The organism is Halomonas shantousis, from assembly GCF_054654615.1.
In genome coordinates, this window is sequence record NZ_BAAIER010000002.1 from 1042036 (window position 1) to 1068741 (window position 26706).

The 26706-nt window shown below is 63.6% G+C and carries 22 protein-coding genes; 10 read left to right on the plus strand and 12 right to left on the minus strand.

Going from position 1 to position 26706, the window contains the following annotated elements; translation table 11 throughout:
* Nucleotides 1-29 precede the first annotated feature (29 nt).
* Nucleotides 30-854 carry a uroporphyrinogen-III C-methyltransferase gene (cobA, locus tag ACYQ12_RS05495; RefSeq protein ID WP_459874470.1) on the plus strand — a complete coding sequence of 275 codons (825 nt, stop codon included), beginning with the start codon at nt 30-32 and terminating at the stop codon, nt 852-854.
* Between the two features lie 168 nt (nt 855-1022).
* Nucleotides 1023-1364, plus strand: coding sequence for a zinc ribbon domain-containing protein YjdM (locus ACYQ12_RS05500; protein ID WP_459868865.1), 342 nt, complete (start codon nt 1023-1025; stop codon nt 1362-1364).
* A gap of 181 nt (nt 1365-1545) precedes the next feature.
* Here the strand turns inward: ACYQ12_RS05500 and ACYQ12_RS05505 are convergent, their stop codons facing one another.
* Complete coding sequence (locus ACYQ12_RS05505; RefSeq protein ID WP_459868867.1) at nt 1546-3273, minus strand: HD domain-containing phosphohydrolase; 1728 nt, start codon at nt 3271-3273, stop codon at nt 1546-1548.
* Between the two features lie 383 nt (nt 3274-3656).
* Nucleotides 3657-4109, minus strand: coding sequence for a DUF2501 domain-containing protein (locus ACYQ12_RS05510; RefSeq protein WP_459868870.1), 453 nt, complete (start codon nt 4107-4109; stop codon nt 3657-3659).
* A gap of 253 nt (nt 4110-4362) precedes the next feature.
* On the opposite strand from ACYQ12_RS05510, the gene ACYQ12_RS05515 reads away from it, so the two are divergent.
* Both ACYQ12_RS05515 and bglX read left to right on the plus strand, forming a co-directional pair.
* Entirely contained in the window at nt 4363-5616 is a 1254-nt protein-coding gene (locus tag ACYQ12_RS05515; protein ID WP_459868873.1) for a M20/M25/M40 family metallo-hydrolase, read from the plus strand.
* A gap of 179 nt (nt 5617-5795) precedes the next feature.
* Nucleotides 5796-8105 carry a beta-glucosidase BglX gene (gene bglX / locus ACYQ12_RS05520; protein ID WP_459868876.1) on the plus strand — a complete coding sequence of 770 codons (2310 nt, stop codon included), beginning with the start codon at nt 5796-5798 and terminating at the stop codon, nt 8103-8105.
* 84 nt (nt 8106-8189) lie between these two features.
* Here bglX and modC read toward each other — a convergent pair whose 3' ends face one another.
* The 6 genes from modC to ACYQ12_RS05550 form a co-directional block, all read right to left on the minus strand.
* Complete coding sequence (modC, locus tag ACYQ12_RS05525; protein WP_459868879.1) at nt 8190-9305, minus strand: molybdenum ABC transporter ATP-binding protein; 1116 nt, start codon at nt 9303-9305, stop codon at nt 8190-8192.
* 27 nt (nt 9306-9332) lie between these two features.
* Nucleotides 9333-10028 carry a molybdate ABC transporter permease subunit gene (gene modB / locus ACYQ12_RS05530; RefSeq protein WP_459868882.1) on the minus strand — a complete coding sequence of 232 codons (696 nt, stop codon included), beginning with the start codon at nt 10026-10028 and terminating at the stop codon, nt 9333-9335.
* Nucleotides 10029-10040: 12 nt separating this feature from the next.
* Entirely contained in the window at nt 10041-10874 is an 834-nt protein-coding gene (modA, locus tag ACYQ12_RS05535) for a molybdate ABC transporter substrate-binding protein (protein WP_459868885.1), read from the minus strand.
* Between the two features lie 114 nt (nt 10875-10988).
* On the minus strand, nt 10989-11369 hold the full coding sequence (locus ACYQ12_RS05540) for a winged helix-turn-helix domain-containing protein (RefSeq protein WP_459868888.1): 381 nt from the start codon (nt 11367-11369) through the stop codon (nt 10989-10991).
* 99 nt (nt 11370-11468) lie between these two features.
* A complete protein-coding gene (locus tag ACYQ12_RS05545) occupies nt 11469-12764 on the minus strand; it encodes an MFS transporter (RefSeq protein ID WP_459868891.1) in 1296 nt (431 codons plus the stop codon).
* Nucleotides 12765-13179: 415 nt separating this feature from the next.
* Complete coding sequence (locus tag ACYQ12_RS05550) at nt 13180-13656, minus strand: peroxiredoxin (RefSeq protein WP_459868894.1); 477 nt, start codon at nt 13654-13656, stop codon at nt 13180-13182.
* 287 nt (nt 13657-13943) lie between these two features.
* Between ACYQ12_RS05550 and ACYQ12_RS05555 the strand changes: the two genes are divergently transcribed.
* The 3 genes from ACYQ12_RS05555 to ACYQ12_RS05565 are packed head-to-tail and all read left to right on the plus strand — an operon-like array spanning nt 13944 to nt 16954.
* Nucleotides 13944-15008, plus strand: a complete 1065-nt coding sequence (locus ACYQ12_RS05555) for an aldo/keto reductase (RefSeq protein ID WP_459868897.1) — start codon at nt 13944-13946, stop codon at nt 15006-15008.
* An 18-nt stretch (nt 15009-15026) separates the two neighbouring features.
* Entirely contained in the window at nt 15027-15785 is a 759-nt protein-coding gene (locus ACYQ12_RS05560) for an SRPBCC family protein (protein ID WP_459868900.1), read from the plus strand.
* Complete coding sequence (locus ACYQ12_RS05565; protein ID WP_459868903.1) at nt 15785-16954, plus strand: zinc-dependent alcohol dehydrogenase; 1170 nt, start codon at nt 15785-15787, stop codon at nt 16952-16954. The genes ACYQ12_RS05560 and ACYQ12_RS05565 overlap by 1 nt, the downstream gene beginning before the upstream one ends.
* A 98-nt stretch (nt 16955-17052) precedes the next feature.
* On the opposite strand, the gene ACYQ12_RS05570 is transcribed toward ACYQ12_RS05565, so the two are convergent.
* On the minus strand, nt 17053-17937 hold the full coding sequence (locus ACYQ12_RS05570) for an ABC transporter substrate-binding protein (RefSeq protein ID WP_459868906.1): 885 nt from the start codon (nt 17935-17937) through the stop codon (nt 17053-17055).
* 219 nt (nt 17938-18156) lie between these two features.
* On the opposite strand from ACYQ12_RS05570, the gene ACYQ12_RS05575 reads away from it, so the two are divergent.
* Nucleotides 18157-19146 (plus strand): zinc-dependent alcohol dehydrogenase family protein, encoded by a 990-nt coding sequence (locus ACYQ12_RS05575; RefSeq protein ID WP_459868909.1) that lies wholly within the window; start codon nt 18157-18159, stop codon nt 19144-19146.
* Between the two features lie 93 nt (nt 19147-19239).
* Here ACYQ12_RS05575 and ACYQ12_RS05580 read toward each other — a convergent pair whose 3' ends face one another.
* Nucleotides 19240-21042, minus strand: a complete 1803-nt coding sequence (locus tag ACYQ12_RS05580) for an acyl-CoA dehydrogenase (protein ID WP_459868912.1) — start codon at nt 21040-21042, stop codon at nt 19240-19242.
* 199 nt (nt 21043-21241) lie between these two features.
* Nucleotides 21242-22597: a NarK family nitrate/nitrite MFS transporter gene (locus ACYQ12_RS05585; RefSeq protein ID WP_459868915.1), complete on the minus strand. Its 1356-nt coding sequence runs from the start codon at nt 22595-22597 to the stop codon at nt 21242-21244.
* Between the two features lie 359 nt (nt 22598-22956).
* Here ACYQ12_RS05585 and ACYQ12_RS05590 point away from each other — a divergent pair, with 359 nt between their 5' ends.
* Together ACYQ12_RS05590 and ACYQ12_RS05595 are read left to right on the plus strand one after the other, a co-directional pair.
* Nucleotides 22957-23535 (plus strand): ANTAR domain-containing response regulator, encoded by a 579-nt coding sequence (locus ACYQ12_RS05590; RefSeq protein ID WP_459868918.1) that lies wholly within the window; start codon nt 22957-22959, stop codon nt 23533-23535.
* 9 nt (nt 23536-23544) lie between these two features.
* Complete coding sequence (locus ACYQ12_RS05595) at nt 23545-24762, plus strand: CmpA/NrtA family ABC transporter substrate-binding protein (RefSeq protein ID WP_459868921.1); 1218 nt, start codon at nt 23545-23547, stop codon at nt 24760-24762.
* Nucleotides 24763-24846: 84 nt separating this feature from the next.
* On the opposite strand, the gene ACYQ12_RS05600 is transcribed toward ACYQ12_RS05595, so the two are convergent.
* Nucleotides 24847-26544: a peptidoglycan DD-metalloendopeptidase family protein gene (locus ACYQ12_RS05600; protein ID WP_459868924.1), complete on the minus strand. Its 1698-nt coding sequence runs from the start codon at nt 26542-26544 to the stop codon at nt 24847-24849.
* Nucleotides 26545-26706: the final 162 nt, after the last annotated feature.

The following is a 26706-nucleotide window of genomic DNA, read 5'->3' on the forward strand; positions in this document are numbered from 1 at the left end:
CCGGCGGCTCGAGCGCCTTGTCTTCGGTCATGGCCGGCCTGAAGACAACCTCCCGGGACGTCTCCCTGCCGACTCAGGGCGAGTGCCTGCCAGGCAGGGTCCATCTGGTCGGCGCCGGGCCGGGCAACGCCGATCTATTGACGCTGCGCGCTGCGCGTCTGCTGATGCGAGCCGATGCCGTCGTCTATGATCGCCTGGTGGGCGACGACATCCTGGCGCTGATTCCCGCCGGGCGCGAGCGCTACTACGTGGGCAAGGCCGCCGGGCATCACAGCGTGCCACAGGCCGAAATCGGCGCGATGCTGGTCAAGCTGGCCGGTGAAGGCAAGTCCGTGGTGCGCCTGAAGGGCGGCGACCCCGGCGTGTTCGGGCGCATGGGCGAGGAGCTTGATGCGCTATTCGCCGCCAGTGTTGCCTTTGATATCGTCCCGGGCATCACCGCCGCCTCCGGCGCCGCAGCAGCGATGGGCATGGCCCTGACCGATCGCGCCCACGCCCAGCAGTTGCGTTTCATCACCGCCCAGCAGTGCCGCGAAGGGGGAGCGCTGGACTGGCAAGCGCTGGCCCGCACCGACGAGACGCTGGTGTTCTACATGGGCCTGTCCAAGGTCGAGGCGATCTGCGCCGGCCTGCGCGGGGCTGGGCTGCCCGACGACTGGCCGATGATGCTGATCGCCAACGCCAGCCTACCGGTGCAGGAAACGCTGATCGGTACGCTCGCCGACATGCCCGAAAAGCTCGCCGAACATCCGCTGCCCTCGCCGTGCCTGATCATGGTCGGCAGCGTGGTGAAGATGGCCGAGGCGGCGCAACGGCAAGAGAAGGCCGGGGAGCCGACATCGGCCTCATCTTGAAGATGGCTCAGGTTCACGGTTTTGCATTATCGCCGACGGCTACGATGAGAACGGCAATGACCGGCCTGACGCGGTACAGCGTCTGTACGCGACGCTTTGCCGCTGGGCTTCGTGGCTCCCCGCCGGTAGACTCCGCGCTTCGCTTTTCACCAGGATGCCGAGTTGCCCATGAGTCAGTTGCCCCCTTGCCCGCAGTGCGCCAGCGAGTATACCTACGAAGACATGGCCATGTATGTCTGCCCCGAGTGCGCGCATGAATGGCCGCAACAGGCAGCGGGGGAGGTCGCCGGCGACGAGCGCGTCATCACCGATGCCAACGGCAATCCGCTGCAGGACGGCGACACCGTCAGCGTGATCAAAGATCTCAAGATCAAGGGCTCCTCGCAGGTGGTGAAGGTGGGCACCAAGGTCAAGAACATTCGCCTCGTCGACGGCGACCATGATATCGACTGCAAGATCGATGGCGTCGGCGCGATGAAGCTGAAGTCGGAATTCGTGAAGAAGGTTTGATGGGCAATAAGCCGGGAGGAACAGGGGCTTCCGGTAATGATTCGCTGTCTAGACGCTACGTTCCGCCTGAAAGATGCCTGCACTCGCCCGTGAGTGTTAAAAATCCTCTCGGGCGCAAGTTCGCTCAAACTCTCGTCTGCACCGCGTAAGCTCCGCTTTCTCGCCGATTTTTCAGCGGAACTTAAAACGGTACAAGCTGATGCAACTCCGGTCGCACCAGCTTCTCCAGCTGCCCCAGCTGATCGAAGTCGGCACGAGTGAGGATATTATTGATGGCGAGTTCGCTGCGCGAGGTGTTGCGCACCACGCGTACGCGGGTGGGCTGGCCGGTGTCGTCGAGTTCCATTACCCAGGCGAGATAGCCGCGCGAGAACTGTACCAGACTGCCGATCGGGTAGAAGCCGTGGCGCTGGACGTAGCGGGTCACCCACCATTTGTCGAAACGTTCGGGACGGTTGTAGAGATAGCGGTAGGCCTCGACGGCGGTCTTGGCGGGGCGGTCGCCCCGTGGGCGTGTCATGGCATCGATGACGTCGATCACCGCGGCCATGCGGGCGATCGGGGAAAGCTCGTCGCCACGCAGGCCTTGCGGATAGCCCGAGCCATCGAGACGTTCATTGATGCAGGCGATGATGTCGTGACACATGTCGTCGTCGAGCCAGTCCACCCCATACAGATGGCCGAGCAGGGTCCCCACATGCCGGCGCAGCAGGGCACGTTGCTGATCGTTGAGCTTGCCTTCCAGCGTGTTCAGGCGCTCGCTGAGCAGCATCGCCTTGCCCATGTCATGCACCAGGGCGGCGATCACCGCGGGCTTGGCGTAGGCTGCGTATCTCGGCTCGGCGAGCAGCAGGTCCGCCAGCTTGCCGGCGACATTGAGCGAGTGCTGAATCCACTGCGGTTCGCCGCTGAGGCAGGCGAGGGCGTAGAAAAAGTGCTGGCGCTGACGCCCGTGCAGGTAGAGCAGCGTATCGGCGCCTTCATGCAGGGGGGCACCCGAGAGCGGCTGACGGTTCTGTATGGCCAGCAGGGTGATGTGCAGCTGACGGGCGATTTCCCGGATTGCGCGGACCATGGGCGTTCTATCGGCCAGGTGGCGCTCCTGCTGACCCCGACGACGCTGCTCGTCGCGCAGTCCCGAGCGAAACAGTGGAGAGGGCCGGGCCATGTTGCCCCCGTAATCGCTGCGGTAGGCGGCTTCGTGTTCGGCTTCGGTCACGTAGTGGATCAGACGGTTCTTCTGCTCCTGCGAGAGATTGAAGAACGCAATGCCCACCGCGGCGTAATGCGAACGTCCCGCCGGGCTGATATGGCGAATGATGCCGGCGGTGACGAACCGCTCCCCGTTGGGAAATTCGAAGCCCACGGTGGGCAGTGGCTCACCGACGGTAAAGAAAGGAATTTCGCTGAAGGGCACCTCCATCAGGCACCCGCCGGAGGAGAGGTTGCGCAGCCTGCCGATCACGGGCGGATGATTGGCCAGTACCGTGGCGTGCGCCTTGGCATGCATGCCCTGAGCGAAGGGGATGCGCACGCTGCGCCGCTTCGAGGTGGTGCAGAGCGCACGCGGCATTCTGCACTGGATGTTCAGGCGATCGCCCTGACGGGTGACCTCCAGCGTTTCCAGTCTTTCGAAGTGCAGCGTATCCGCCACGCTCTCGGCGCGTAGTGCCAGATACTGCTCGGTGACTTCCGGTTCGCTGAGGCTCTGCGCGTCCAGCAGTGACAGGGTCAGCATGCGGCGTTCGGGATCGACCTGCGCCAGCGTCACCGGAAAGGCCGTGACCGCATGACCGAGGGTGACCGACAGCGCGTGGGTCTCGTTTCCCAGTGCATCGATCACATTGGCAATCTGTGCCTCGTCGGTGATCTCGACCTGAGGCAAGGCTTCTTCTTGTTGGAGTTCCATGACATACCCGTCCATTGAGTGGCATCGACAAGCGCAGCGTCGAAGTGTCCCTCTAGAGTTATCGTCACTTTGCCAGTGAAACTGAACCGATCATCGCCATGAATGGCTGCGACGGTCATCCCGCGGTCCCTGGCGTCGGTAAGCGTTTGCCATGATGCCATAGCGTCGGGCTTCGTTGTGAGCCGTCAGGCTCCGTTACGTTTATTCGCCAAGGATTTCGGCAGGGGGCGCTTTGAAAAGGCCTGGAGGGAAGGCTTGGAAGAGGGTCTGGAGAGAGCCTGGCGATGATGCGAGATCCGCGGCTTGCGCCATTGCCCGCCAAGGTTGCCAAGGAACCGCCGTATGGCGGTCCTTTGGGCTTCGCTGCCTCGGGTTCGCGGCTGTCAGCCGCCCAGAAATGACGAGATGGCTCGATCGGCAACGGCGTTGCAGGCCTTCTCGCCGATCTGCTCCTTGAGATGGCTCAGGCTGAAGGACTGCCCGTCCTCGCCTTGCAGAATGCCGCTGAGTCCCTGCTGATAGCGATTGTCCCGAGAGGCCTGCTCCCGCCCCCCGATTCGGTCCACCAATCTGGCCTTGATCCTGTCCGTGGTGCTTGCGGTATAACCCTGCTCCTGACAGTAGCCCAGCACGCCTGCCACGTTCTGCATGCTGCCGAGACTGAGTGAGCCGGAGCCGAGAGCGCTGAGAATGCGGCTCCCCGAGACCGAAGTGTCGCTACTCGAGAAGACGCTGCCAGCTCGCTCTTTCAGGCTGTCCAGACTCTGCGCCGATGCCGCCGGCGCCAGGAACAGTGAAGCGGCCAACATGGCCCAGGGGATGCAGCGGTTGATCATTGGCCTTCTCCAGTATGAAATCGGGTGACGGCGAGTGAGGTAAGTTAGTCATCGCTATCTTCGTTGTCCAACCCGTATCATCGAAGTGGCGCGAGCCTGTCGGTGGCCTGGGCGGTGACGCCTCTTGCCGTTTCAAGGGGGCTGGCTTCAGCGGGAAGCGATGCTTTCGCTCCCGGCCATCCTCGCCGGCTTGGGGCTATGCTGCCTGGCGGACTAGAATCCTGTTTATCCGAACCGCGAAAGAGTGAGCCAAATGAGCGAAGCGAATCAGCCCTGGAACCGGCCTATGCCGGAGCAGCAGTTCAACTTGATGCGCGACATCCTGGCCGCGCCCAGCCCGGTGGGGCTGGAAGGCGCCATGACTTACGGTGTGCTCAAGCCTTACTTCGAGTCCTTCTCTCCCGAGGGCTGGCACGTGCATCAGTTCAAGGGGCATGCCGGCATCGTGCTGGATACCCATCCGGGGCGCGACGACATGTTCAAAGTGATGCTCGTCGGCCATGCGGACAAGATTCGCATGCAGGTCCGCAGCATCGGCGACGACGGCAAGATCTGGATCAACACCGATGCCTTTCTGCCCACGGTCGTGGTCGGCCACGAGGTCAAGCTGTTCAGCGAGGATCCACAGAAGCCGGGGAGCTATCGGGTGATCGAGGGCGGCACGGTAGAAGCCCTGGGTGCCATCCACTTCGCCGATCCGGCGGTGCGTTCGGGCGAGAAGGGCATCAAGAAGGAGCAGATCTACCTGGACCTGCAGATCCACGGCGAGAACAAGAAACAGCAAGTACTGAACCTGGGCGTGCGCCCCGGGGATTCCATCATCCTCGATCGGCCCATTCGCCCCGGTTTCAGTCCCGATACCTTCTATGGCGCCTATCTGGATAACGGTCTGGGCTGTTTCGTCACCGCCGAGGTGGCGCGTCTGATCGCCGAGGCGGGCGGTACCCGGAAGGTGCGCGTACTCTTCGCCATCGCCAGCTACGAGGAAATCGGTCGTTTCGGCAGCCGGGTTCTGGCCGGGGAGCTCGAGCCGGATGTATTGATCGGGGTGGACGTGAACCACGACTACGTGGCGGCACCCGGCATTGGCGACAGGCGCATGCAACCGCTGGAGATGGGCAAGGGTTTCACCATGGCGGTGGGGGCGATCGTCAGCGAGCAGTTGAACCGGATCATCGAGAGCGCCGCCAGGGAGCACGACATCCCCATGCAGCGGGACATGGTGGGGGCCGACACGGGCACCGACGCCATGGCCGGTGTGCTGGCCGCCGTGGATTGCGCCGCGACTTCCATCGGCTTTCCGATCCGCAACATGCACACTATCTCCGAGACCGGCAATACCCAGGACGTGCTGGCGGCCATCCACGGGCTGACCTACACCATTCAGTCGCTGGATGGTCTGTCGGACCCCCATCGGGAGTTCATGGACAACCATCCGCGTCTCGATCAGGCAGGAACGCTGGGGCATCAGGGGGCGGCGAAGCCCGACGAAAGCAAGGAGGCGTGACGCTCTGACCCCTGTCACGGTGAAGGCGTCCAGGCGTTCTTCATCGTGACACCCATGGCGTGGCATCCATGCCGTCATCGCGTGCCGCAATCTTCAGCTCTCTGCATCCATGTGGATGCAAGAGACGTGGCGAAGCAGGCACCAGCGTATTTCCATCCCTCGGCTCTGGACATCCGTCAGTGAAAAAGCGCTTATCGTACGGTTTCTGTCTGCTCGGTTTCGTCGTCAGTCTGGTGAGTCATGCGGTGATGGCGGCGCCATCACCGGCACCGCTGGAGGACAAGAGCGCATTCATCGACGACCTGATGGCCCGCATGACGCTCGACGAAAAGATCGGCCAGCTACGTCTGATCAGCGTCGGTCCGGAAATGCCGAAGGAGAAGCTGGCCAAGGAGATCGCTGCCGGGCGTGTGGGCGGCATGTTCAACACGGTGACGCGGCGCGACAACCGGCCCCTGCAGGACGCCGCGGTCAAGGAAAGCCGGCTGGCCATTCCGCTGTTCTTTGCCTACGACGTGGTGCACGGTCACCGCACCATTTTCCCGATCGGCCTGGGACTGGCATCGAGCTGGGACATGAAGAAGATCGGCCTGAGCGGGCGCATCGCCGCCATCGAGGCCAGCGCCGATGGCCTCGACATGACCTTCGCGCCGATGGTGGACATCGCACGCGATCCACGCTGGGGGCGGACCTCGGAGGGATTCGGCGAGGATCCCTATCTGGTATCGGAAATTGCCCGCACCATGGTCAAGGCCTATCAAGGGGCGTCGCCCGATGCTGCCGATAGCGTGATGGCCAGCGTCAAGCATTTCGCACTCTACGGAGCCGTCGAGGGCGGGCGCGATTACAACGTGGTCGACATGAGTCCGATACGGATGTACCAGGATTATCTGCCCCCTTACCGCGCGGCGATCGAGGCGGGAGCGGGCGGCGTCATGGTGGCCCTGAACTCGATCAATGGCGTTCCGGCCACGGCCAACCGCTGGCTGCTGCAGGATCTGCTGCGCCAGGAGTGGGGCTTTTCCGGCGTGACCCTCAGCGATCACGGGGCGATCGTCGAGCTCATCAAGCACGGTATCGCCCGCGATGAGCGCGAAGCCGCCAAGCTGGCGATCCAGGCCGGCGTCGACATGAGCATGGCCGACACGCTTTATCTGCGGGAGCTGCCGGCGCTGGTGCAGTCGGGCGAGGTCGCCATGCAGGAGATCGACGCTGCCGTGCGTGACGTGCTCAGCGCCAAATACGATATGGGGCTGTTCCGGGACCCTTATCGGCGCATCGGTACAGCCGCCGAGGACCCGGAGAATGTAAACGCCGAAAGCCGCCTGCATCGCGAGGCGGCCCGCGACGTGGCAAGGCATTCGCTGGTACTGCTGGAGAATCACGATAGCACCCTGCCTCTGCGCAAGAGCGGCACGATCGCGCTCGTCGGTCCATTGGCGGATTCAGCGGTCGACATGCTGGGCAGCTGGTCGGCGGGCGGAGTCGCCGATCAAGCCGTCACGCTGCGTCAGGGCCTGCAGGATGCGGTGGAGGGCCGGGCGACCCTTCTTTACGCTCGCGGCGCCAACGTCACGGACGACCCGCATATGGTCGAGTATCTCAACCGCCTCAACTGGGATCGGCCGGAAGTCGTGGAAGACCCGCGCCCGCCGGCCGAGATGATCGACGAGGCGGTCCGCGTTGCCGAACGGGCCGATGTCATCGTCGCGGCGGTCGGTGAGGCCCGCGGCATGTCGCATGAATCCTCGAGCCGCACCAGCCTCGAGATTCCCGACAGCCAGCGGGCCCTGTTGCGGACGCTCAAGCAGACCGGCAAGCCCTTGGTCCTGGTACTGATGAATGGCCGGCCGCTGGAACTGAACTGGGCCCGAGACAACGCCGACGCGATCCTCGAAACCTGGTTCAGTGGTACCGAGGGCGGTCATGCGATTGCCGATGTGCTGTTCGGTGACGTCAATCCGTCCGGCAAGCTGCCCATCTCCTTTCCTCGTTCGGTCGGGCAGATTCCGATCTATTACAACCACCCTCGAATCGGCCGACCCTTCGTCGAGGGCAAGCCGGGCAACTACACCTCACAGTACTTCGAGGAGCCCAACGGCCCGCTGTATCCGTTCGGTTACGGCCTGAGCTATACCGATTTCACCCTTTCCGAGCCTGAACTCTCCACCCGGCAACTGGCACGAGGCGATACGCTCGAGGTCAGCGTGACGCTTGCTAACCACGGCGCGCGCGATGGCGCCACGGTCGTTCAGCTGTATATCAAGGACATGGCGGCCTCGGTGATTCGCCCGGTCAAGGAATTGAAAGCCTTTCGCAAGGTGACGCTCGCGGCCGGCGAGCAGCAGCGCGTGCGCTTCACGCTCGATGAAGAGGATCTCAAGTTCTTCAACGCCCAACTGCAGCACGTGGCCGAGCCGGGCGAGTTCGAGGTGCAGGTCGGGCTGGATTCCCGGAGCGTGCAGTCCCAGCGCTTCGAGTTGCGCTGAGGCCATGCCCTGTTCGATTGTTCCCGCTGGCGTTGTCGGCGGCCGCGCCAGGACCTTTAGCGGGCGAAGCCGAGAGAGGGCGAATCAGGGGCGCATGTCGAAAGCCACGCTGCGTATCAGTGCGACGACCGGCATATTCTCCTCAAGTCCGAGTTCGTCGAACGACTTGCGCGTCAGGCGTGTGCGCAGGATCTGCTCGCCCAGTCGCAGGCGCAGTTCCACGCGGGTCGCGTCGCCGCCGCGTGCGTCGATCTTCTCGATGACGGCGTGCAGCCGATTGCGATAGCTGGTCTGGCGGGGATCGGTCAGCGCCAGCGCCACGTCGCGGACCGGAATGCGCAGGCGCAGCGTGTCGCCGAGCGCCGCATCGACGGCGGGCACGCAGAGCGGCTGGCCGTCGGCGAGACACAGGTGGGTGAGGGCATAGGCCGGCTCGTGACCGGTGACGGTAGCTTCGATGACCGAGGCGGCATCGAAACCGCCCAGATGCTCGGTCAGGTCGAAGCGCATCAACAGCGCATCCAGACGACCGTGCGCAATGACCCGGCCAGCCGCGAGCAGCACCAGATGGTCGGCGATGGCGGTCAGTTCGTCGGGATCGTGACTGACGTAGACGATGGGAATGTCGATGTCCCGGGCCAGTCGCGCGATGTAGCGCAGAAGCTCCTGCTTGCGGGCACCGTCGAGACCGGTCAGCGGTTCGTCCATCAGCAGCATGCGCGGCTCGGTGAGCAGCGCCCGGCCGATGGCCACGCGGCGTGCCTCGCCGCCCGAAAGCGTGGCGGGGTAGCGGCCCAACAGCGGCGCGATGCCCAGCAGCGAGACGACGTCGTCGAAGCGCTGACGCGCCTCGGGACGCATGCCGTAGGTCAGGTTGCCCATGATCCGGTAGTGCGGAAACAGGCGGGCCTCCTGAAACACCACGCCCAGCCGACGGCGGTGCGGCGGGACGAACACGCCGCGCTCCGTGTCGGTGAGCGTCTCCTCGCCGATACGGATGATCCCGCTATCGGGCGCATCGAGACCGGCCATCAGCCGCAGCAGACTGGTCTTGCCGCTGCCCGAGACACCGAACAGCGCAGTGACGCCCCGGGCGGGTATCGTCAGCGCGGCATCGAGCTGGAAGTCGCCCTGGCGCTTGCGGACGTCGAGCGTCAGCGCGGAGGAGGCGTCGGGAGCGGTGGGGGACATGGCAGTCATGGTGTCACTCGGTATGGCGCCCAGGGCCTAGCTGTCGCGTTCGCGCAGGCGCCGTCTGGCCTGGCGGGCCAGCCACTCCGAGGCCAGCAGCGAGAGCATGGCGATGACGATCGACAGCACGCACAGGCGCGCGGCGGCGCCTTCCTGCCCCGGCATCTGGATCAGCGAATAGAGCGCCAGCGGCAGGGTTCGGGTTTCGCCGGGAATATTGGAGGCGAAGGTGATGGTGGCGCCGAATTCCGACAGGGCGCGGGCGAAGGCCAGCACCGTGCCGGTGAGCAGGCCGGGAAACGCCAGTGGCAGTGTGATGGTGAAGAACACCCGCCAGCGTCCGGCGCCTAGGGTACTGGCCGCCGCTTCCAGCTTGACATCCACCGCTTCCAGCGACAGACGCACGGCGCGCACCAGCAGCGGAAAGGCCATCACCCCGGCGGCCACCGCCGCCCCCTGCCAGGTGAAGGGCAGGGAGACGTCGAACCAAGCGTTCAGCCACTGCCCCAGCCAGCCCTGACGCCCCAGCGACAGCAGCAGCAGGTAGCCGACCACCACCGGCGGCAGCACCAAGGGCAGATGCAGAAAACCGTCGAGCAGCGCCTTGCCGCGAAACTCGTGGCGTGCCATCAGCCAGGCAAGCGCCACGCCGGGGATCAGAATCCAGCCCACGGCGCTGCCGGCGACCCGCAGGCTGATGAGGATGGCTTCCCACTCGGCGTCGGAGAGCATGACGAAGCGGACTCAGGGGTGAGTGTCGGCGGGCGCGAAGCCGAAACGGACGAAGACATCCATGGCCTCGTCGCTGCCCAGCCAGTCGCGGAAGTCGCTCGCGGCGTCGCTGGCCGGCGGATTGACCAGCGCCACCGGATAGGTGATCGGCGCATGGCTATCGCGGGGAAACAGGCCGAGCTGGCGGACCTTGTCGCTGGCCTTGGCGTCGGTCTGATAGACGATGCCCAGCGGGGCTTCGCCACGCTCGACCAGGGCCAGCGCTGCGCGCACGTTGTCGGCCCGTGCCAGACGCGGCTCGAGCGCATCCCATTCGCCCAGCGACTGGAGGGCCTGCTTGGCGTAGATGCCGGCGGGCACATGGTCGGGGTCGCCGACCGAGAGGCGGCGGCCTTCGGCGAGGTGGGCGGCGATCGCGTCGTCTTCGCCCGGCGTGAAGGCGGCCACGTCATTGTCGGGGGCGGCGATCAGCGCCAGACGGTTCTGCAGCACGTCGGCGCGGGCCTGCAGCTCGACGCCCTGCTGCGCCAGCCAGTCCATCCACTGCTCGTTGGCGGAGAAGTAGAGATCGGCCGGCGCCCCGTTGGCGACCTGGCGCGCGGCGGTGGACGAGGAGGCGTAGACCGGCACGATGTCGACGTCGTGATGCGATTCGTAGCGCTCGATGGCGGCGTTCAGCGCATCGGTGAGCGAGGCGGCGGCGAAGACGTTGACCTTGGCGGGCGCCGCCTGGGCCGTGGTCGACAGCGTGACGAGCGTGGCCAGGGCGAACCCCAGCCCCTTCAGCCAGCGAGCGGCGTGTGACGAGAACGACGTGGATGCTTCCTGGGGGACTGGCCCGTTCATGAGTGCCTCCGTGACGGCGTGGTGAGCGCGAGTTTTTCGCTATGTATGAATGGATATAGCGGGAACACTATAACGACAATGGCGCTCCGTCGCCAAGTGCGATTACCGGTCGTGTCAGGACGGATCGGAGCGGGCGGTAGCGTCGAGCAGCGCCAGCAGCGCGCGGGTCTCGTCGCAGTGTTCCGGTGCCAGGCGTCGCTGCAGGGCACGATAGTGAGCGAGCACTTCGCTGCCCAGCGGGGTCAGGCGGGCGCCGCCGCGCTGATGGCCGCCGGTGTGGGTCTCGATGACCGGCGTGGCGAAGTGGCGGTTCATCGTCTCGATGAGCTGCCAGCCCTTCTTGTAGCTCATGCCCAGTTCGCGGCTCGCCGAGGAGATCGAACCGCTACGCTCGATCGCTTCCAGGAGATCGGCCTTGCCGGGGCCCAGCACGACATCCTTGTCCGCGACGAGACGTAGCTGAAGATTCGGCGTGGTATGGCGGGTACGGGTCATGAGGGCAGGGAATCCATGCAGAAAAGCTCCTTCTAACACGTCTGGCCCCCGGTTGCAGCCGGGCGGCGCCAGACCGGGGCCGGGCGCCACTGGTGGACGTCACGTCCGGGAGAACGCCTGAATGAGGCGTTCCCGTTCGTGCTCTTCGTAGAAGCTCGGGTCGTCGAACAGGTCGGGCTGGGTATCGTCGAAGACCATTTCCAGTGCCTGGGGGCTGGTCTGTACCAGCGGCTCGAAGTGGGCCGTCTCGCCGGACACGAGGGTGGAGACGCGCTGGCGGCGATAGAGGGCAAAGCCGCCGAGCAGGGCGAATACGCAGGCAATGTAGACCGGCAGCGCTTGAGGACCGAAGACGCTCATGGTGAACCCGGCAAGGATGGGCGCCACGGCGCTGCCGGCACCCTGCAGCACCAGCATGTCGGCGGAACCGGAGACCACCTCTTCGGGATGCAACTGGTCGATCAACTGTGCCACTGCCAGCGGGTAGAGCGAAAAGGAGAGCCCGCCCCAGACGAAGAACAGCCCCATCAGGATCGGTTTGCCGGGAGCCAACGGCATCAGCGCGGCGAAGAAGGCGGCCAGGATCGCCACGTAGGTCAACACCCGCGGGCGATCGTGCTTGTCGGAGAAGCGTCCGATGGGAATCTGTAATAAAGCTCCGCCAAGGATGGTGATACTCATGATCAGTCCCACACCGCCATTATCGAAGCCCAACTGCTTGGCATAGACCGGCGTCATGGCCCAGAAGGCGCCCATCGCCAGCCCGGACAGGGCCGACGAGGCCACTGCCATGGGCGCGAAGCCGATCAGCGCTTTCAGGCTGCTTTTGGGGCGGTCGGGAATCGTCGGCTGTGGACGGCGGGTCATGGTGATGGGGAGCAATGCCCAGCAGATCAGAATGGCCGTCAGCGAGAACAGCAGGAAGCCGTCGGGCGCATCGAGACGCAGAATCTGCTGGGCGATGGCGATCGCCCCGAGATTGACCAGCATGTACATGGCGAAGATGCGGCCACGCTCGTGGGAAGCGGCCTTGCTGTTGAGCCAGCTCTCGATGACCGTCATCAGCGTCACGAAGGAGAGCCCATAGATGAAGCGAAGCGCGAGCCATGCCCAGGGATTGACGAAGATGACGTGCAGCAGCGCCCCCGATGCACAGATCGCCGCGCAGAAGGCGAAGGTGCGGATATGGCCGACACGGCGAATGAGGCGACTGCTGACCCAGGTGCCGCAGACGAACCCCACGAAATAGCCGGACATGATGATACCCAGCATCGAGGTGGAAAAGCCCTCGTCGGTCCCTCGCAGGGTGAGTAGCGTGTTGATCAATCCATTGCCGAGCAGCAGGAGCGCTACGCTCCCCAGCACTGCGCGGATGGGATGCAGTAATGCCCGCATGCCATGCTCCTTGCATCCAGATGTCCAGAATCTTCGGCGGCCATCGTGCCAAGCGGCGTCCCACCGAAAAACACGCCTGTTCGTAGGCGTATTTTTTCGAGTAGAAGAATTAGTCGATTAAGCGTTATTGATCAAATACCCAATCAGTACATTGGCTTAGCGACGCCTCTGCCTGATGAAGGGGCGGTCGGCTTGTGTTTGAGCGCAGCGGGCGTAGGGAGGCTTCAACAGGACACGCCGGCACATGACAGGGACACGATAGAGACATGAAATACGGAGCGCAGGAGCTCTTGCGTCAGGGCTGCTTCAGAAGGAGTCGCCGAGCGATGAAAGAACGAGCGTTTCTACCATGGCGTCTTTCGAAGCCGGTCTTCGGGGAGCCGGCGCAAAGCGCCGGCTGATAGACAGCGACGCCTTAAAGTTGCTCGAGAACCGTCTCGGCGCTGCTCTTGTCCACGCCCTTGGCATCCACACCGAGGTATTCCACCACGCCATCGTTGGCGATCAGCGCGAAGCGCTTGCTGCGAATGCCCATGCCGGCACCGGTGGCATCCAGTTCCAGGCCCAGTGCCCTGACGAACTCCGCGTTGCCGTCGGCGAGCATGGTGAACGCCTGGGCATTCTGGTTCTGCTGCCAGGCGCCCATCACGAAAGCATCGTTGACCGACAGACAGGCAATGGTGTCGACGCCCTTGGCCAGGATCTCGTCGGCCTTGATCACGAATCCCGGCATATGCGTGTTGGAGCAGCCGGGAGTGAAGGCGCCGGGCACGGCGAACAGCACCACGCGCCTGCCGGCGAACAGCTCGGCAGTGGAAATGTCCTCGGGCCCGTTGGCGCCGTTGGTCTTGATCGTCACGTCGGGAATCTTGTCGCCTACCGAGAGGGTCATGTGTGCGTCCTTTCTGAAAGAGGAGGGCTGGCTGGAGAAGCCGCCAAGGTGCGTCTGCCAATGTAGCAAGAGCCGGGCAGCGGCAACAGCCGGCAAGGCATTCTTGTGGCTTCCGCGTGCTCGATGGCAACGGGTCGCTTAGGCGAGTCCGGCGGCCCGAGGCAAGCCGGCGGCTCCTGCGCCAGTGGCGGAAGCAACATATCGTTACCCGCGTTGGCTGGTGTAATGACGGTTCATGACTAAATTCAATCGTACTGATTTACCGAACAGCGCAGAGAGGTTGGACCATGGAATATCGCCAACTCGGTCACTCGGGCCTGAAAGTTTCCCAGCTGATGCTGGGTACGATCACCTTTGGCGGGGAGGCCGGCTTCGAGAAGGTCGGCAACATCGATGCCGATCAGGCGCGGCGCATGATCGACATCGCTTGCGAGGCGGGCGTCAACACCTTCGATACGGCCAACATGTACTCGATGGGCCTTGCCGAGGAGGTGCTTGGCAAGGCGCTCAAGGACAAGCGCGACGAGGTGCTGATCACCTCCAAGGTGCGCACGCCGATGGGCGAAGGCCCTAATGATGGCGGCGCGTCGCGCTATCACATCATCCGTCAGTGCGAGAAGAGTCTGCGCCGGCTGGGCACCGACCATATCGATCTGTACCAGTTGCACCAGTGGGATGGTGTCACGCCGATCGAGGAGAGTCTCGCGGCCCTCGACCATCTGGTGCAATCCGGCAAGGTGCGCTACGTCGGCACCTCGAACTACAACGGCTGGCAGATGATGAAGACCATGGCGGCGGCCCGGGAACATGGACTGATCCGCCCGGTCAGCCAGCAGATCTACTACACGCCGGAGTCGCGCGAGGCCGAATACGAGATTCTGCCGGTGGGGCGCGATCAGGGCCTGGGTACGCTGATCTGGAGTCCGCTGGGTGAAGGCTTGCTCACCGGGCAGCTGCGACGCGGCAAGGAGCTGTCTTCGGATCATCGCCAGGGCACCGACTGGCCCGAGCCCTATGTCCATGATCGCGAGCGCCTCTATGACATCATCGATCTGCTGGTCGAGATCGGCGACGGCCATGGCGTCTCGGCGGCGCGGGTCGCGCTGGCATGGCTGAAGGATCGCCCCGGCGTGACCTCGCTGATCCTGGGCGCACGCAACGAGGATCAACTCAAGGACAACCTCGCCTGTCTGGAACTCGAGCTCAGCGAGGCGGAGATCGAGCGCATCGAGGAGGCGACTCGCCCGGTGCCGATCTACCCTTATTGGCATCGTGCCATGAACGGTACCGATCGCCCGGAACCGGCGGATGAGCCATTCATGGAAGGCTTTCGCAAGACCATGGGGTTGTAAGCTTCAAGGAGATAGAGCATGAACGATTCCTGGCAGGAGGATTCTCTCGTCGCCATGCGCGACAAGCCGGAGAATGCCGGTCAGCTTTCCGGCGGGGAGCGAGCCGCTTCCCTGCTGGGCGGTGGTTTATGTGTCTGGCTGGGGCTGCGCCGACAGGGTGTCGGTCGGCTGGCGCACCTGGCCCTTGGCGGCATGCTCCTGTCCCGCGGTGCGATGGGCTATTGCGGCATCAAGAAGGCCCTGGCGCCGAATTCCTACGAGCAGGACATGGCGGCGGCGCATGACTGGAAAAGCGCCAAGGTCACCTCGCGCAGCGTGACCATCAACAAGCCGCGCGAAGAGGTTTTCCGCTTCTGGAAGGACTTCAGCAATCTCGCCCGTTTCATGGAGCATATCGAGCGGATCGATGTGATCGATGCCCGGCGCTCCCATTGGGTCGCCAGCCCGGCGCCGGGCAAGCGCCTTGAATGGGATGCCGAGATCACCGATGAGCGCGAGAACGAGTACCTCGCCTGGCAGACCATCGATAACGCCGATATCCATCAGGCCGGCTGGGTCAGCTTCCGCGATGCGCCGCAGGGGCGGGGGACCGTGATCCAGGCGGTGTTCGCCTACGAACCGCCGGCGGGTCATGCCGGCCATGTGGTGGCCCGGTTGCTGGGCAAGGACCCGGGTACCCAGGCCGGCGATGACCTGCGCCGGCTGAAGCAGTTGCTGGAAGTCGGGGAGATCACCACCAATGCCGCCCGCCCCGGGGCGCATCGAGGAGGACGCTGATGCGCGCACTGACATGGCAAGGTACCGACAAGCTGAGCGTCGAGACGCTTCCCGATCCGGAAATCGTCAATCCCCATGATGTCATCGTGCGCGTCACGATGTCGTCGGTATGCGGCTCCGATCTGCATCTACTCAATGGCTACGTGCCGACAATGAAGCCGGGAGATGTGCTGGGACATGAATTTCTCGGCGAAGTCGTCGAAGTGGGCAGCGCCGTGACCGGATTGGCGAAGGGAGATCGCGTGATCACGGTGTCGATCATCGGCTGCGGGCATTGCGAGCCCTGTCGACGCCAGGAGTTCTCCTGCTGCGACAACTCCAACCCCAACCCCGCGACCACGGAGGCGCTGTACGGCTACGCCTGCGGGGGAATCTTCGGCTACAGCCATGCCTTCGGCGGCTATGCCGGCAGTCATGCCACCTACGTGCGCGTGCCGTTCGCCGATGTCAACGTTTTCAAGGTGCCCGAGGGGATCAGTGACGAACAGGCACTGTTCGTCTCCGATGCCGTGCCCACCGGCTATTTCGGCGCCGACATCGCTGATATCGAGCCGGGCGACACCGTTGCCGTGTGGGGGTGCGGCGGGGTCGGGCAGATGGCAATGCGCAGTGCCTATCTGATGGGCGCCGAGCGTGTCATCGGTATCGACCGCTTCCCCGATCGTCTGGCGCTGGCGAAGGACAAAGCCGGCGCCGAGGTGCTCGACTACACCCAGATCAACATTCATGAGGCGCTGGTCGAACTCACCGGAGGGCGCGGGCCGGATCGCTGCATCGACTGCGTGGGGCTGGAGGCGCACACCACCGGGGTGGAACATGTCTATGACGCCACCAAGCAGACACTGCGTCTGCAGACGGAGCGTGGCGCCGCGTTGCGCCAGGCAATCCGCGCCTGTCGCAAGGGCGGTACGGTATCGGTGCTGGGGGTTTACGCCGGTCTGATGGACAAGTTCCCCATGGGCGCCATCGTCAACAAGGCGCTCAGCGTACGCTCCGGCCAGCAGCCCGGCCAGCGTTACATCGAACGCATTTTCGAACACATCCAGAAAGGCGAGCTCGACCCTTCCTATCTGCTCACCCATCCGATGAGTCTGGAGGACTCGCCCAAGGGGTACGAGATGTTCCGCGACAAGGATCAGCAGTGTCTGCGGGCGGTATTCATGCCGTGACGAGCCCATGCCTTTCGAGCGTGCCGGGCAGGCAGTGACCGGCACGCTGCTGCGGGATACGGCCTGTCATCCTGGCAGGCCGGTGGCGGTGGGCTCGATCAGGAGCCCGACACAGCGTTCACTACCTCATCGATCTGCAGGCTCAAGCTCTGCAGTCCGCCACCGGAGAGGTACCACAACTCCGGCGACAGCATCTCGATACGCACATCCTCCGCTCCCGCATCGGCCAGTGACTGGCGCAGTGCGTCGAGGTCGGCGGCGTCATCGCCGATGGCGGCGCTGCGATCGATGATCAGTAACACGTCGGGAGCGATCTCGGCGATAGCCTGCGGTGAAAGTCGCGTAAAGGTGCGATTGCCATGAGTCTCGCTGGGGACGCTGTCGGGAATTTTCGGCAAGGTCAGGCCGAGCACCTCGTAGGCTACCGGATGGCGGTTGAGTGTCAGACTGCCCTGATTGTGGGTGACTGTCAGGACCGATGGTGCGTTGTCGAGCCGCTGGCGGGCTTCGTCGATCTTTTCATGCAGGGCCTGCAGGGCGGATTCTGCCGGCTTCTCGGCATCGAAACGCTCTGCCAGCTGCCTCACGTTGGCATCGAAAGCGTCGAGGTAGTCGTCATTGTCCAGACTGGTATCCATGACCGGTGCCACCGCCTGGAGGGTTTCGCGCTGCTCGTTCTGGCGTCCGGTGATCAGGACCAGCGTCGGTGATAGCTGGCGGAGTGTCTCGAGATCGGGAGATTTCAGCCCGCCGACATCGGTATAGGTATCGTCGGCGTATTTCGAGAGATAGTCCGGCAGTCCCTGCTTGGGAACGCCGACGATCTGCTCGCTAAGACCCAGGGCATCGAGCGTGTCGAGACTGCCGTAGTCGAACGACACGACCCGCTCGCTATCGGTCTCGTCGTGGGGCGAGGTGTCATTCGCCATGGCGACCCCGGACAGCGAGAGCAGGACGACGGCAAGCAATGAAGTCGTTTTCATCAGGATTCCTTGTTCATGAGAACTTATGTTAGGTAGTAATGTTTCTCATGTTTACAGGAGAGCGGGAAGCTTGTCTTCGTCTTGTGGAAGGAACATAAGGTTGCAGGATTCGGCACGCCAGCAGACCTGCTATGGTGAGAGGCACGCCATTCCGCAAGGAGATGGGCCGCTCAGGCGGTCAGCAGTGACGCCTTGCATTTCGATGATGAGGAAATTGCCATGCCACGCATTGTCCGTCTCCATGAATATGGAGGCCCTGAAGCCCTGCGCCTCGAGGAGCTGGACGTTCCCGCTCCCGCGGGTGACGAGGTGCAGATCGAGGTGAAGGCGATCGGTATCAATCGTGCGGAAGTCATGTTTCGCAACCACGCTTATCTGCAGGAAGCCGAGTTTCCTACCCGGTTGGGCTACGAGGCCGCCGGTATCGTGAAAGCGCTGGGCGAGAACGTCGAAGGATTCGCCCCGGGTGACGCGGTCAGCCTGATTCCCCCGCTCGATATCGCCAGGTGGGGTACCTATGGCGAAATCGCCAACGTTCCCGCGTCGTTACTGGTCAAGCATCCCGACAGCCTCTCCTTCGAGCAAGCGGCCGCAGTGTGGATGCAGTACGTGACGGCCTACGGTGCCTTGATCGACCAGGCGAAACTGACCCGTGACGATTGCGTGATCATCACCGCCGCCTCGAGCAGCGTCGGTCTTGCCGCCTTTCAGGTTGCCAAGCAGGTCGGGGCCACGGTGATTGCCACTACCCGCACTTCGGCCAAGCGCGATTCCCTGCTCGAGGCGGGGGCGGACCATGTCATCGCTACCCACGAGGAAAACCTGCCTGAGCGCGTCCTGGAAATTACCGGAGGAAAGGGCGCGCGCGTGGTCTTCGATCCGGTCGGAGGACCGGCGCTGGAGCCGTTGACCGATGCCATGGCGGTGGGGGGAATCCTGCTGGTCTATGGTGCGCTGAGCCCCGAGGCGAGCCCGTTTCCGCTGTTCACGGTACTGGGCAAGACGCTGACGCTCAAAGGCTATCTCTACAGCGAGATCGTCTCGGATACCGCTCGCCTCGACGGCGCCAAGCGCTTCATTCTGGAAGGATTGGAATCCGGTGCGCTGAAACCGACCATCACTCGAACCTTTCCCCTGGAGCAGATCCAGGAGGCGCATCGCTTCCTGGAATCCAATCAGCAGGTGGGCAAGGTCGTCGTCACGGTCTGATACGGTTTGTTGCCTGTCCGGACGGGACAGGCACAAGCCAGACCATGCTCTACCAGGCCTTGCAGGGCAGGAACTTGCCGTTACGGCTGACCTCTAGAACCAGGTATCCTGCATCTCGTAGCAGATCGCATTGCCCTGGCTGAGCAGCCGGGCCTGATGGCCGACCTGGGGCAGCTCCCACTCCATGAAGTAACGTGCAGCCTGCAGCTTGCCATGGTAGAAGGCTTGCTGCTTCTCGGCAGGAGTCGTCTCCAGGGCGCGTGCCGCGACCAGTGCCTGACGCAGCCATATCCACCCGACCACGACCCGCCCGAACATGTCGAGGTAGAGCGTGGCATTGGCCATGCCCCGGTCGACGTCGCGTTGAATCTGGGCGAGAAGATCCTGGCTGACCGTTTCCAGGGTACGCAGCGCCTGTTCCAGCGGTTCGATCAACGTGGCGCACTCCGGCTGGGCTCGGGCCTGCTCGAGACCGTCGCGTACGGCAGCGGCAAACAGGGTAAAGCCGGCTCCCCCCTGCTGGGCGAGTTTGCGCCCCAGCAGATCCAGTGCCTGGATGCCCTCGGTCCCTTCGTGGATGGGGTTGAGGCGGTTGTCACGCAGATACTGCTCGAGAGAGTATTCGCGAATGTAGCCGGAGCCGCCAAGCACCTGGATGGCGAGATCGTTGGCCTGCACGCCATAGCGGGAGGGCCAGCTCTTGACTACCGGCGTCAGCAGGTCGAGCAGCAGGCTGGCGTCGCGTCGGGCGCTCTCGTCGGGTGCGGTATGGCTGTCCTCGGCCAGGCTGCTGGCATACAGGCACAGCGAAAGCGCACCTTCGGCGTAGGCTTTCTGGGCCAGCAGCATGCGGCGCACATCGGCATGCCTGATGATGGGGACCTGCGTGGAGGAGGGGTCCTTGCTGGAGGGTAGCCGGCCCTGGGGGCGTTCGCGGGCATACTCCAGCGAGTGCAGGTAACCCTGATAGGCCAGCGCGGCGGCCCCGAGGCCGATCCCGATACGCGCCTCGTTCATCATCTGGAACATGTAGCGCAGGCCCTGGTGCGGTTCGCCGACCAGATAGCCGATGGCGCCGTCGCGTTCGCCGAAGTTGAGCACCGTGGATGTGGTGTTGCGCCAGCCCATCTTGTGCAGCAGGCCGGCCAGCTGCACATCGTTGCGCTCGCCCAGGCTGCCGTCGGGATTGACGTCGTACTTGGGGACGATGAACAGCGATATGCCCTGGACACCGGCCGGGGCCCCCGCGATACGTGCCAGCACCAGATGGACGATATTGTCGGTCAGTTCGTGATCGCCGCCGGAGATGAACATCTTGTGGCCAAACACGCGATAGCGGCCACCATCGGCGAGGCGCGCGGTAGTGCGGATATCGGCCAGCGCCGAGCCCTGGCCCGGTTCGGTCAGCGCCATGGTGCCGCTGAAACGACCGCTGAGCATGGGGGGCAGAAAGCGGGCCTGCAACTCGGGGGTGGCGAAGGTCTTGATCAGGTTGGCGGCGCCGATGCTCAGCATCGAGTAGCTGGCCGTGGCGATATTCGCGGCATAGAAGTAGGCCATGCTGGCGCGCAGTACCACTTCGGGCAATTGCAGCCCGCCATCCTCGATCCCGTGGTGCGCAGCGAGAAAGCCGGCCTCGGCGAAGGCATCCCAGGCGGCCTGGGTCTCCGGCACGAGCCGCACGTGCTGCCCGTCGAACGTCGGTTCTTCGAGGTCCCCCTTGCGGTTATGCCCGGCAAAATAGTCCCGGGCAATGTCTCGCGCCGTCTGCAACGTGGCATCGAACACCGTACGGTCGTGGTCGCGATAGCGCGGTCGGGAGGTAAGGGATTCGGTATCCAGAACCTCGTAAAGCTGGAACTGCAGGTCGCGATCGTCGAGAAGGGGGAGAGGCATGAGCGGTCTCTGAAGTCGGTGGGAAACTTCCGGTGCGAGCAGGATGCGCTACGGAACCAGGCACATTGGACAGTGTGCAGGGGGCTTGGACGAGCGCCATTGGACTTAGGTGGCGAAATCGCGATAACGCAGATGCAAACGCGACGACCGCCTCCTGAGGATGGCGGTCGTCGCGTCAGGGCGTGAGAAGGAGCGGATGTCAGCGCACGCCAACGGCGACCGGTGTGGCGTCGCGAGTTCCGGCGGCGGCGTGGTAGGCTGCGTCCTCCTCGGCGAGGACTTGCGGAGAGAAGCGCACCAGCAGGGCGCAGAACGACGCCAGCAGCACGGCCACGCCGAGATAGAGCAGGCCCTGCTGGTAGGTCAGCGATTCCGAGCGGAACAGGAAGCCGGCGGCGACGGCACCGGCGTTACCGCCGGCCCCGACGATACCGGCCACCGCACCCAGCGCCTTCTTGTTGACGAAAGGCACCACGCCGAAGGTGGCGCCCTCGGCCATCTGGGTGAAAAGGCTGAAGACCAGCATGATACCGATGGCCAGCGTCAGTACCTGCATCTGGGAGAAGAACATCAGGGCGATGCCCTCGCAGAACATGGCGATGAACAGCCAGCGCACACGGCCCTTGAGCCCTCCGTTACGAGCGAAGAGATCGGAGAACACGCCGCCCAGCGTACGGGCGAAAAGATTCATCAGGCCGAACAGCCCGGCGATGAGGCCAGCGGTGGCCAGGTCGAGATCGAACGTATCGAAATAGTAGATGGCGGCGATGTTGTTGATGGTCAGCTCGACACCGAAGCAGGCGGCATAGACCACGAACAGGGCCCAGACGCGCTTGTCCTTGGCGGCGGCGGCGAAGGTTTGTCCCATACCATGCTCTTTTTCGGCGCGGGGCAGCTCGCCACGCGCGCGCAGCTCGTCGAAGTTGCCGTTCGGAGCGTCCTGAGTCAGGAAATAGTAGGCGATGCCAGTGACGAACAGCACGATGCCGGGCACGACCATGGCCAGGCGCCAGCCGAGCGTGGCCTCGACACCGAGCATGAGGATGCCTGAGAAGACCAGCGGCATCAGGATCTGGGTGGTGCCGCCACCGAGGTTGCCCCAGCCGGCGGTGGTGGCGTTGGCGGTGCCCACCACGTTGGGACCGAACATCACCGAGGTGTGGTACTGGGTGATGACGAAGGAGGCCCCGATGGCGCCGATCGCCAGGCGAGCGATGAAGAAGCTCTCGAAGCTGTCGGCGAAGCCGATCATCATCACCGGCAGGGAGCCCAGGCACAGCAGCCAAGTGTAGGCCTTGCGCGGACCGATCTTGTCACAGAGCACGCCGATGGCCAGACGCACGATGACGGTGATCGCCACCGAGGCGATGATGGTATTGCCGATCTGGGTCTTGGTCAGCCCCAGGTCGTCACGCACCACTGCCATCAGCGGCGCGATGCCGAACCAGCCGAAGAAGCAGACGTGAAAGGCGAACCACGACAGATGGAAGGCACGCATCTGGGGCGTGTTGAAACTGAACAGGCGGATCCTGTTGGCTTTGTTGCGAATGTCCATGGGACGTTCCTCGTCGAGATGGTATCGAACACGGATGCATGGCCCTTCGTCGTTGAAGGCCCTGGTTCGACGCACTCGTACTCGCAACGCAAGCCTGGTCCACGTCCTGGTGACTCTGCTCAAGCAGAATGTGTGCCAACCTGCAGAAAGCATTGTCGTTCAGCGCATTATGCCGTGTGTCGTCTACGGCGATTTGGTGTCGACGTGCCGCTTTGGCGCATGTGGCGTGCCGTGTGCACTAGGACAATGCATGGCGCGGTGGCCTGATGCCTCGTGTGGGGCAGGAGAGGGGTGTTCCGCTCAATGGCATGGATATTGCGTAATATGACGAGCAAGGCACCAGAAGCAGAGGAGTGCGCATGGTAAGGGTGCTGATCGTGGATACCCGGGACGAGCGATCCCGGGCACTGGAGCAGGCGCTGATCGATGCGGGATTCGATGTCATCACGACCGTGGACGAGCAGGAGGATCTCTATGCCATCATGGAGCGCCTGCAGCCGGACGCGGTCATCGTCGACGCCGCGCTTCCCAGTCGTGACACGCTGGAACATCTGGGGCAGATCGGACGACGCTACCCCAAGCCGATGATCATGCTGGCCGAGGAGGAGACGCCGGACCTGACCCAACAGGCCGCCCGCGCCGGCGTCAGCGCCTATGTCGTCGATAATGTCGGTCCGGCACTGGTGCGTTCGATGCTCAACGTCGCCATCTCGAGCTTCGAGACGCATCGCGCACTCAAGGGCGAGCTGAGCCGGACCCAGGAAACCTTGGCTCAGCGTCGGGCCATCGATCGGGCCAAGGCCAGAGTCATGGAGATGCATGGCCTTGGCGAAGAGGCCGCCTATCAATACCTGCGCACCACGGCAATGAATCGGCGCATGACCATCCACGAACTGGCCCAGGAACTGCTGTCCACCAAGGGCAGGAAGCAAAAGTAGGAGGAGTGCATGGACACGACCGGGGCTGATGGGGCCTCTCCCGCACCGGAGCTGCGTCGCCTGACGTTGGGAATGCTGCCGCTCAACGATGCCGCACCGCTGGTGGTGGCCTTGGAGCAGGGGTTTTTTGACCGCGAAGGACTGCAGGTCTCGCTGAATGTCGAAACCTCCTGGGCCAGTCTGCGGGATGGCGTGCAGTTGGGAATGCTCGACGGTGCGCAGATGCTGGCACTGATGCCGCTGGCCTCCACCCTGGGACTGGACGGGCGTCCCACCCCGATACTCTCGGCAATGACGCTGAATCTGGGCGGGAACGCCATTACCGTCTCCCGGTCGCTGCATGCGCGGATGAGTGCACTCGATGCCGAGGCGATGGTGCATCCGGCGACGCGGGCACGGGCGCTGGCGCGGGTGATCGAGGCGCGGCGTCGGGAGGGTGAACCACCGCTGCGTTTCGCCAATGTCTATTCGTTTTCCTCGCATCGTTATCTGTTGCGCTACTGGCTGGCCTCGGGGGGTATCGACCCCGAGCGCGATCTCGAACTGCGCGTCGTGCCTCCGCCGTTGATGGCCTCTCAGCTCGAAGCCGGCGTTCTGGACGGCTACTGCGTAGGCGAACCTTGGAACCGTCTGGCGGTCAGCCGTGGCCTGGGGCGTATGGTGTGCGGCAGTTTCGACATCTGGGGTGCCAGCCAGGAGAAGGTTTTCGGAGTCCGCGAGTCCTGGGCCGAGAAATACCCCCATACCCACCGTGCCGTACTGCGCGCGTTGCTGCGTGCCTGCATGTGGCTGGACGAGCCCGGAAATCGCGAGCAGGCAGCCCGACTGCTATGCCTCGGGGGATACCTGGATGTCCCACCGCAGGTCGTCGAGGCGGGGCTGCGTGACCCTGGTGAAATGGGGGGCGACGAGGATGGACGCTCCGGTGCCACCGTGTTCTTCCGGCATGCCGCCAACTTCCCCTGGCGTTCGCATACGCTGTGGTATGCACGCCAGATGCAGCGCTGGAGGCACCTCGACCGGACGCAGGATCTGCAGGCAGTGATTCAGCGCTGCGTCCGCCCCGATCTCTATCGTCAGGCCGCGGGCGATCTGAAACTTGCTGTTCCCCTGGAAGATCGCAAGGCGGAAGGTGCCCACGCCAATGCGTGGACACTCTCGGGTGAGCGGGGCGATATCCGCATGTCTGCGGATGCCTTTCTGGACGGAGCGATATTCGAGTTCTGATCGCTTCCTTCTCTCGCCTCGGTTGCAAAGCAAAACACCCCGCTTGTGCGGGGTGTTTTGCTGTCGATAGCTGAGCGGCGTGAATCAGGTACCGTCAGGACGATTGTCCGGCTTGGAGCGGCTGGCGACGACAGGCGTTCTGCTGCTGTCGTTGAGCTTAGCCAGCAACTGCTTGGACTCCTGCTTGAAGGCGGCTAGCGCCTGGCCCGACAGGCTCTGGCTCTCCGGTAGCTTGACGCGCATGGCGTCGACCTGGCGGTTGTTGACCATGACTTCATAATGCAGGTGAGGGCCGGTGCTGCCTCCCGTGTTGCCGGACAGGGCGATGCGATCCCCCATGGCGACACGCTGCCCGACCTTCACCAAGGTCTTGGAGAGGTGCATGTAGCGCGTCTTGTAACCATTGTCATGCTGGATCACGAGGTATTTGCCGGCACCGCCGGCCTGGAAGGCGGCCTTGACCACGCGGCCGTCGGCAGGTGCCACGACCGTCGTGCCGGTATGCATGGCGAAGTCCGTACCGCGGTGCGGACTGATGCGACCCGTGATCGGGTGATGGCGACGCAGGTTGAAGGGCGAGCTGACCCGGTACGATCCGGCAAAAGGGTAGCGATTGAACGCCGGGTCGAGGCTATGGCCATCGGGGGTATAGAAGCGATCGTTATCACTGTTGCGAATTACGGTCAGATCCTTCCTGTTGCCCTCGTAGTGGGCCGCCAGGATACGTGAGTCGAGGGCCTGTCCCTCGATCATGTCGGACTCGACCAGAACCTGAAAGCGGTCGCCGCGACGGGTGTCGCGGCGGAAGTTGATCTTCTTGGAGAGGACGGCCGTCAGCTCGGCGACCTCGGCGGTCGACAGGCCAGTCGCCTCGGCGGAGAGGGCGAAGCTGCCGCTGACGGTGCCGGAAAACAGGCGCTGAGTCGATTCGGAGGCCTTGACGATATCCGCAACGGAAAATTCATGATTGGCGCCGCGCTCGATCAGGTAGCCGTCGCGGGCATTCTTCATGACCCGTAGGGCCAGCAAAGAGCCGTTTTCGTCCAGCTTGTAATCGAAACTGTGTCCGACCCGCCAGCGGGTCAGCACATTCTTGTCGGGAACAGTCGCTAGAATGCGCATCACGTCGCTGTATCCCAGGCCCAGGTTGCGCTCGGCCATGACGGCGAAGGTGTCGCCGGGCTGAATGGTGTAGCTCTCCCAATCCGGCACGTAGACCTGTTGGGCCGCGATCTCCTCTTCGAGTTCCGGCTCGCCATCGGAGAGTTCGACCGGGTCGATGGAGATGTCCTCGTAGGAGGTGCCGCCGATGGTCTCGTCATCGGGAAGCTGCATGGCAAGATGTAGCGGCTTCGTCTTGACCTTTTCCTGCTTGGTGCCCGCCGGTACGGTATCGGGAGGCGTGGCCTGGGGCGGATGCACCGCTGCGGCCTGGAATGCCTGCTTATCTCCTTCGGTGCCGTCTGCTTGGGCTTCGCCAATGAAATCGATATCGACGATTTCATGCACGGCCAACTGCGACAGCGGCACATAATCATGCAGTGCCTTGGCTTCGGAAGTACCGGCATGTGCCAAGGGAGCAAGTTCCGTCTGGGAGACGGAAGCGAACGGCACTGCATTGCGCGAAGATGAAGAGAGGGAATGCCCCGAAGAATCGGCCTCGACATCACTGGTGTCGAAGCTTGTTACAATCTGGTGTGCGCCCAGCACTGTCACCATGGTGGCAATGGGTAACAGTAAAAATTTATGTGTGCGGGGCAGCGAATGAAGGATTCGCAACATATAAAGGCCATACATGACATGTGGATATAAAAAGGCTATCGAACCTTAACCCATGAAACATGACATGCATAGCCTGTTTTTACATACAGGAGAACCGGTCCCTCTCAACGTTTCCTTGTCGGTAGGAGGGGGACGAGCAGGCTGCCCGTTGGCAAGGCAGCC

Bases quoted from the DNA above. Each gene is read 5' to 3' on its own strand.
- ACYQ12_RS05555 (WP_459868897.1), top strand. From the start codon at position 13,944: ATGGAATATCGCCAACTCGGTCACTCGGGCCTGAAAGTTTCCCAGCTG.
- ACYQ12_RS05550 (WP_459868894.1), bottom strand. From the start codon at position 13,656: ATGACCCTCTCGGTAGGCGACAAGATTCCCGACGTGACGATCAAGACC.
- ACYQ12_RS05565 (WP_459868903.1), top strand. From the start codon at position 15,785: ATGCGCGCACTGACATGGCAAGGTACCGACAAGCTGAGCGTCGAGACG.
- modA (WP_459868885.1), bottom strand. From the start codon at position 10,874: ATGAACGGGCCAGTCCCCCAGGAAGCATCCACGTCGTTCTCGTCACAC.
- ACYQ12_RS05540 (WP_459868888.1), bottom strand. From the start codon at position 11,369: ATGACCCGTACCCGCCATACCACGCCGAATCTTCAGCTACGTCTCGTC.
- modC (WP_459868879.1), bottom strand. From the start codon at position 9,305: ATGACTGCCATGTCCCCCACCGCTCCCGACGCCTCCTCCGCGCTGACG.
- ACYQ12_RS05585 (WP_459868915.1), bottom strand. From the start codon at position 22,597: ATGGACATTCGCAACAAAGCCAACAGGATCCGCCTGTTCAGTTTCAAC.
- ACYQ12_RS05500 (WP_459868865.1), top strand. From the start codon at position 1,023: ATGAGTCAGTTGCCCCCTTGCCCGCAGTGCGCCAGCGAGTATACCTAC.
- modB (WP_459868882.1), bottom strand. From the start codon at position 10,028: ATGCTCTCCGACGCCGAGTGGGAAGCCATCCTCATCAGCCTGCGGGTC.
- ACYQ12_RS05545 (WP_459868891.1), bottom strand. From the start codon at position 12,764: ATGCGGGCATTACTGCATCCCATCCGCGCAGTGCTGGGGAGCGTAGCG.
- ACYQ12_RS05515 (WP_459868873.1), top strand. From the start codon at position 4,363: ATGAGCGAAGCGAATCAGCCCTGGAACCGGCCTATGCCGGAGCAGCAG.
- ACYQ12_RS05580 (WP_459868912.1), bottom strand. From the start codon at position 21,042: ATGCCTCTCCCCCTTCTCGACGATCGCGACCTGCAGTTCCAGCTTTAC.
- ACYQ12_RS05600 (WP_459868924.1), bottom strand. From the start codon at position 26,544: ATGTTGCGAATCCTTCATTCGCTGCCCCGCACACATAAATTTTTACTG.
- ACYQ12_RS05505 (WP_459868867.1), bottom strand. From the start codon at position 3,273: ATGGAACTCCAACAAGAAGAAGCCTTGCCTCAGGTCGAGATCACCGAC.
- ACYQ12_RS05590 (WP_459868918.1), top strand. From the start codon at position 22,957: ATGGTAAGGGTGCTGATCGTGGATACCCGGGACGAGCGATCCCGGGCA.
- ACYQ12_RS05560 (WP_459868900.1), top strand. From the start codon at position 15,027: ATGAACGATTCCTGGCAGGAGGATTCTCTCGTCGCCATGCGCGACAAG.
- ACYQ12_RS05575 (WP_459868909.1), top strand. From the start codon at position 18,157: ATGCCACGCATTGTCCGTCTCCATGAATATGGAGGCCCTGAAGCCCTG.
- cobA (WP_459874470.1), top strand. From the start codon at position 30: ATGGCCGGCCTGAAGACAACCTCCCGGGACGTCTCCCTGCCGACTCAG.
- ACYQ12_RS05510 (WP_459868870.1), bottom strand. From the start codon at position 4,109: ATGATCAACCGCTGCATCCCCTGGGCCATGTTGGCCGCTTCACTGTTC.
- ACYQ12_RS05595 (WP_459868921.1), top strand. From the start codon at position 23,545: ATGGACACGACCGGGGCTGATGGGGCCTCTCCCGCACCGGAGCTGCGT.
- ACYQ12_RS05570 (WP_459868906.1), bottom strand. From the start codon at position 17,937: ATGAAAACGACTTCATTGCTTGCCGTCGTCCTGCTCTCGCTGTCCGGG.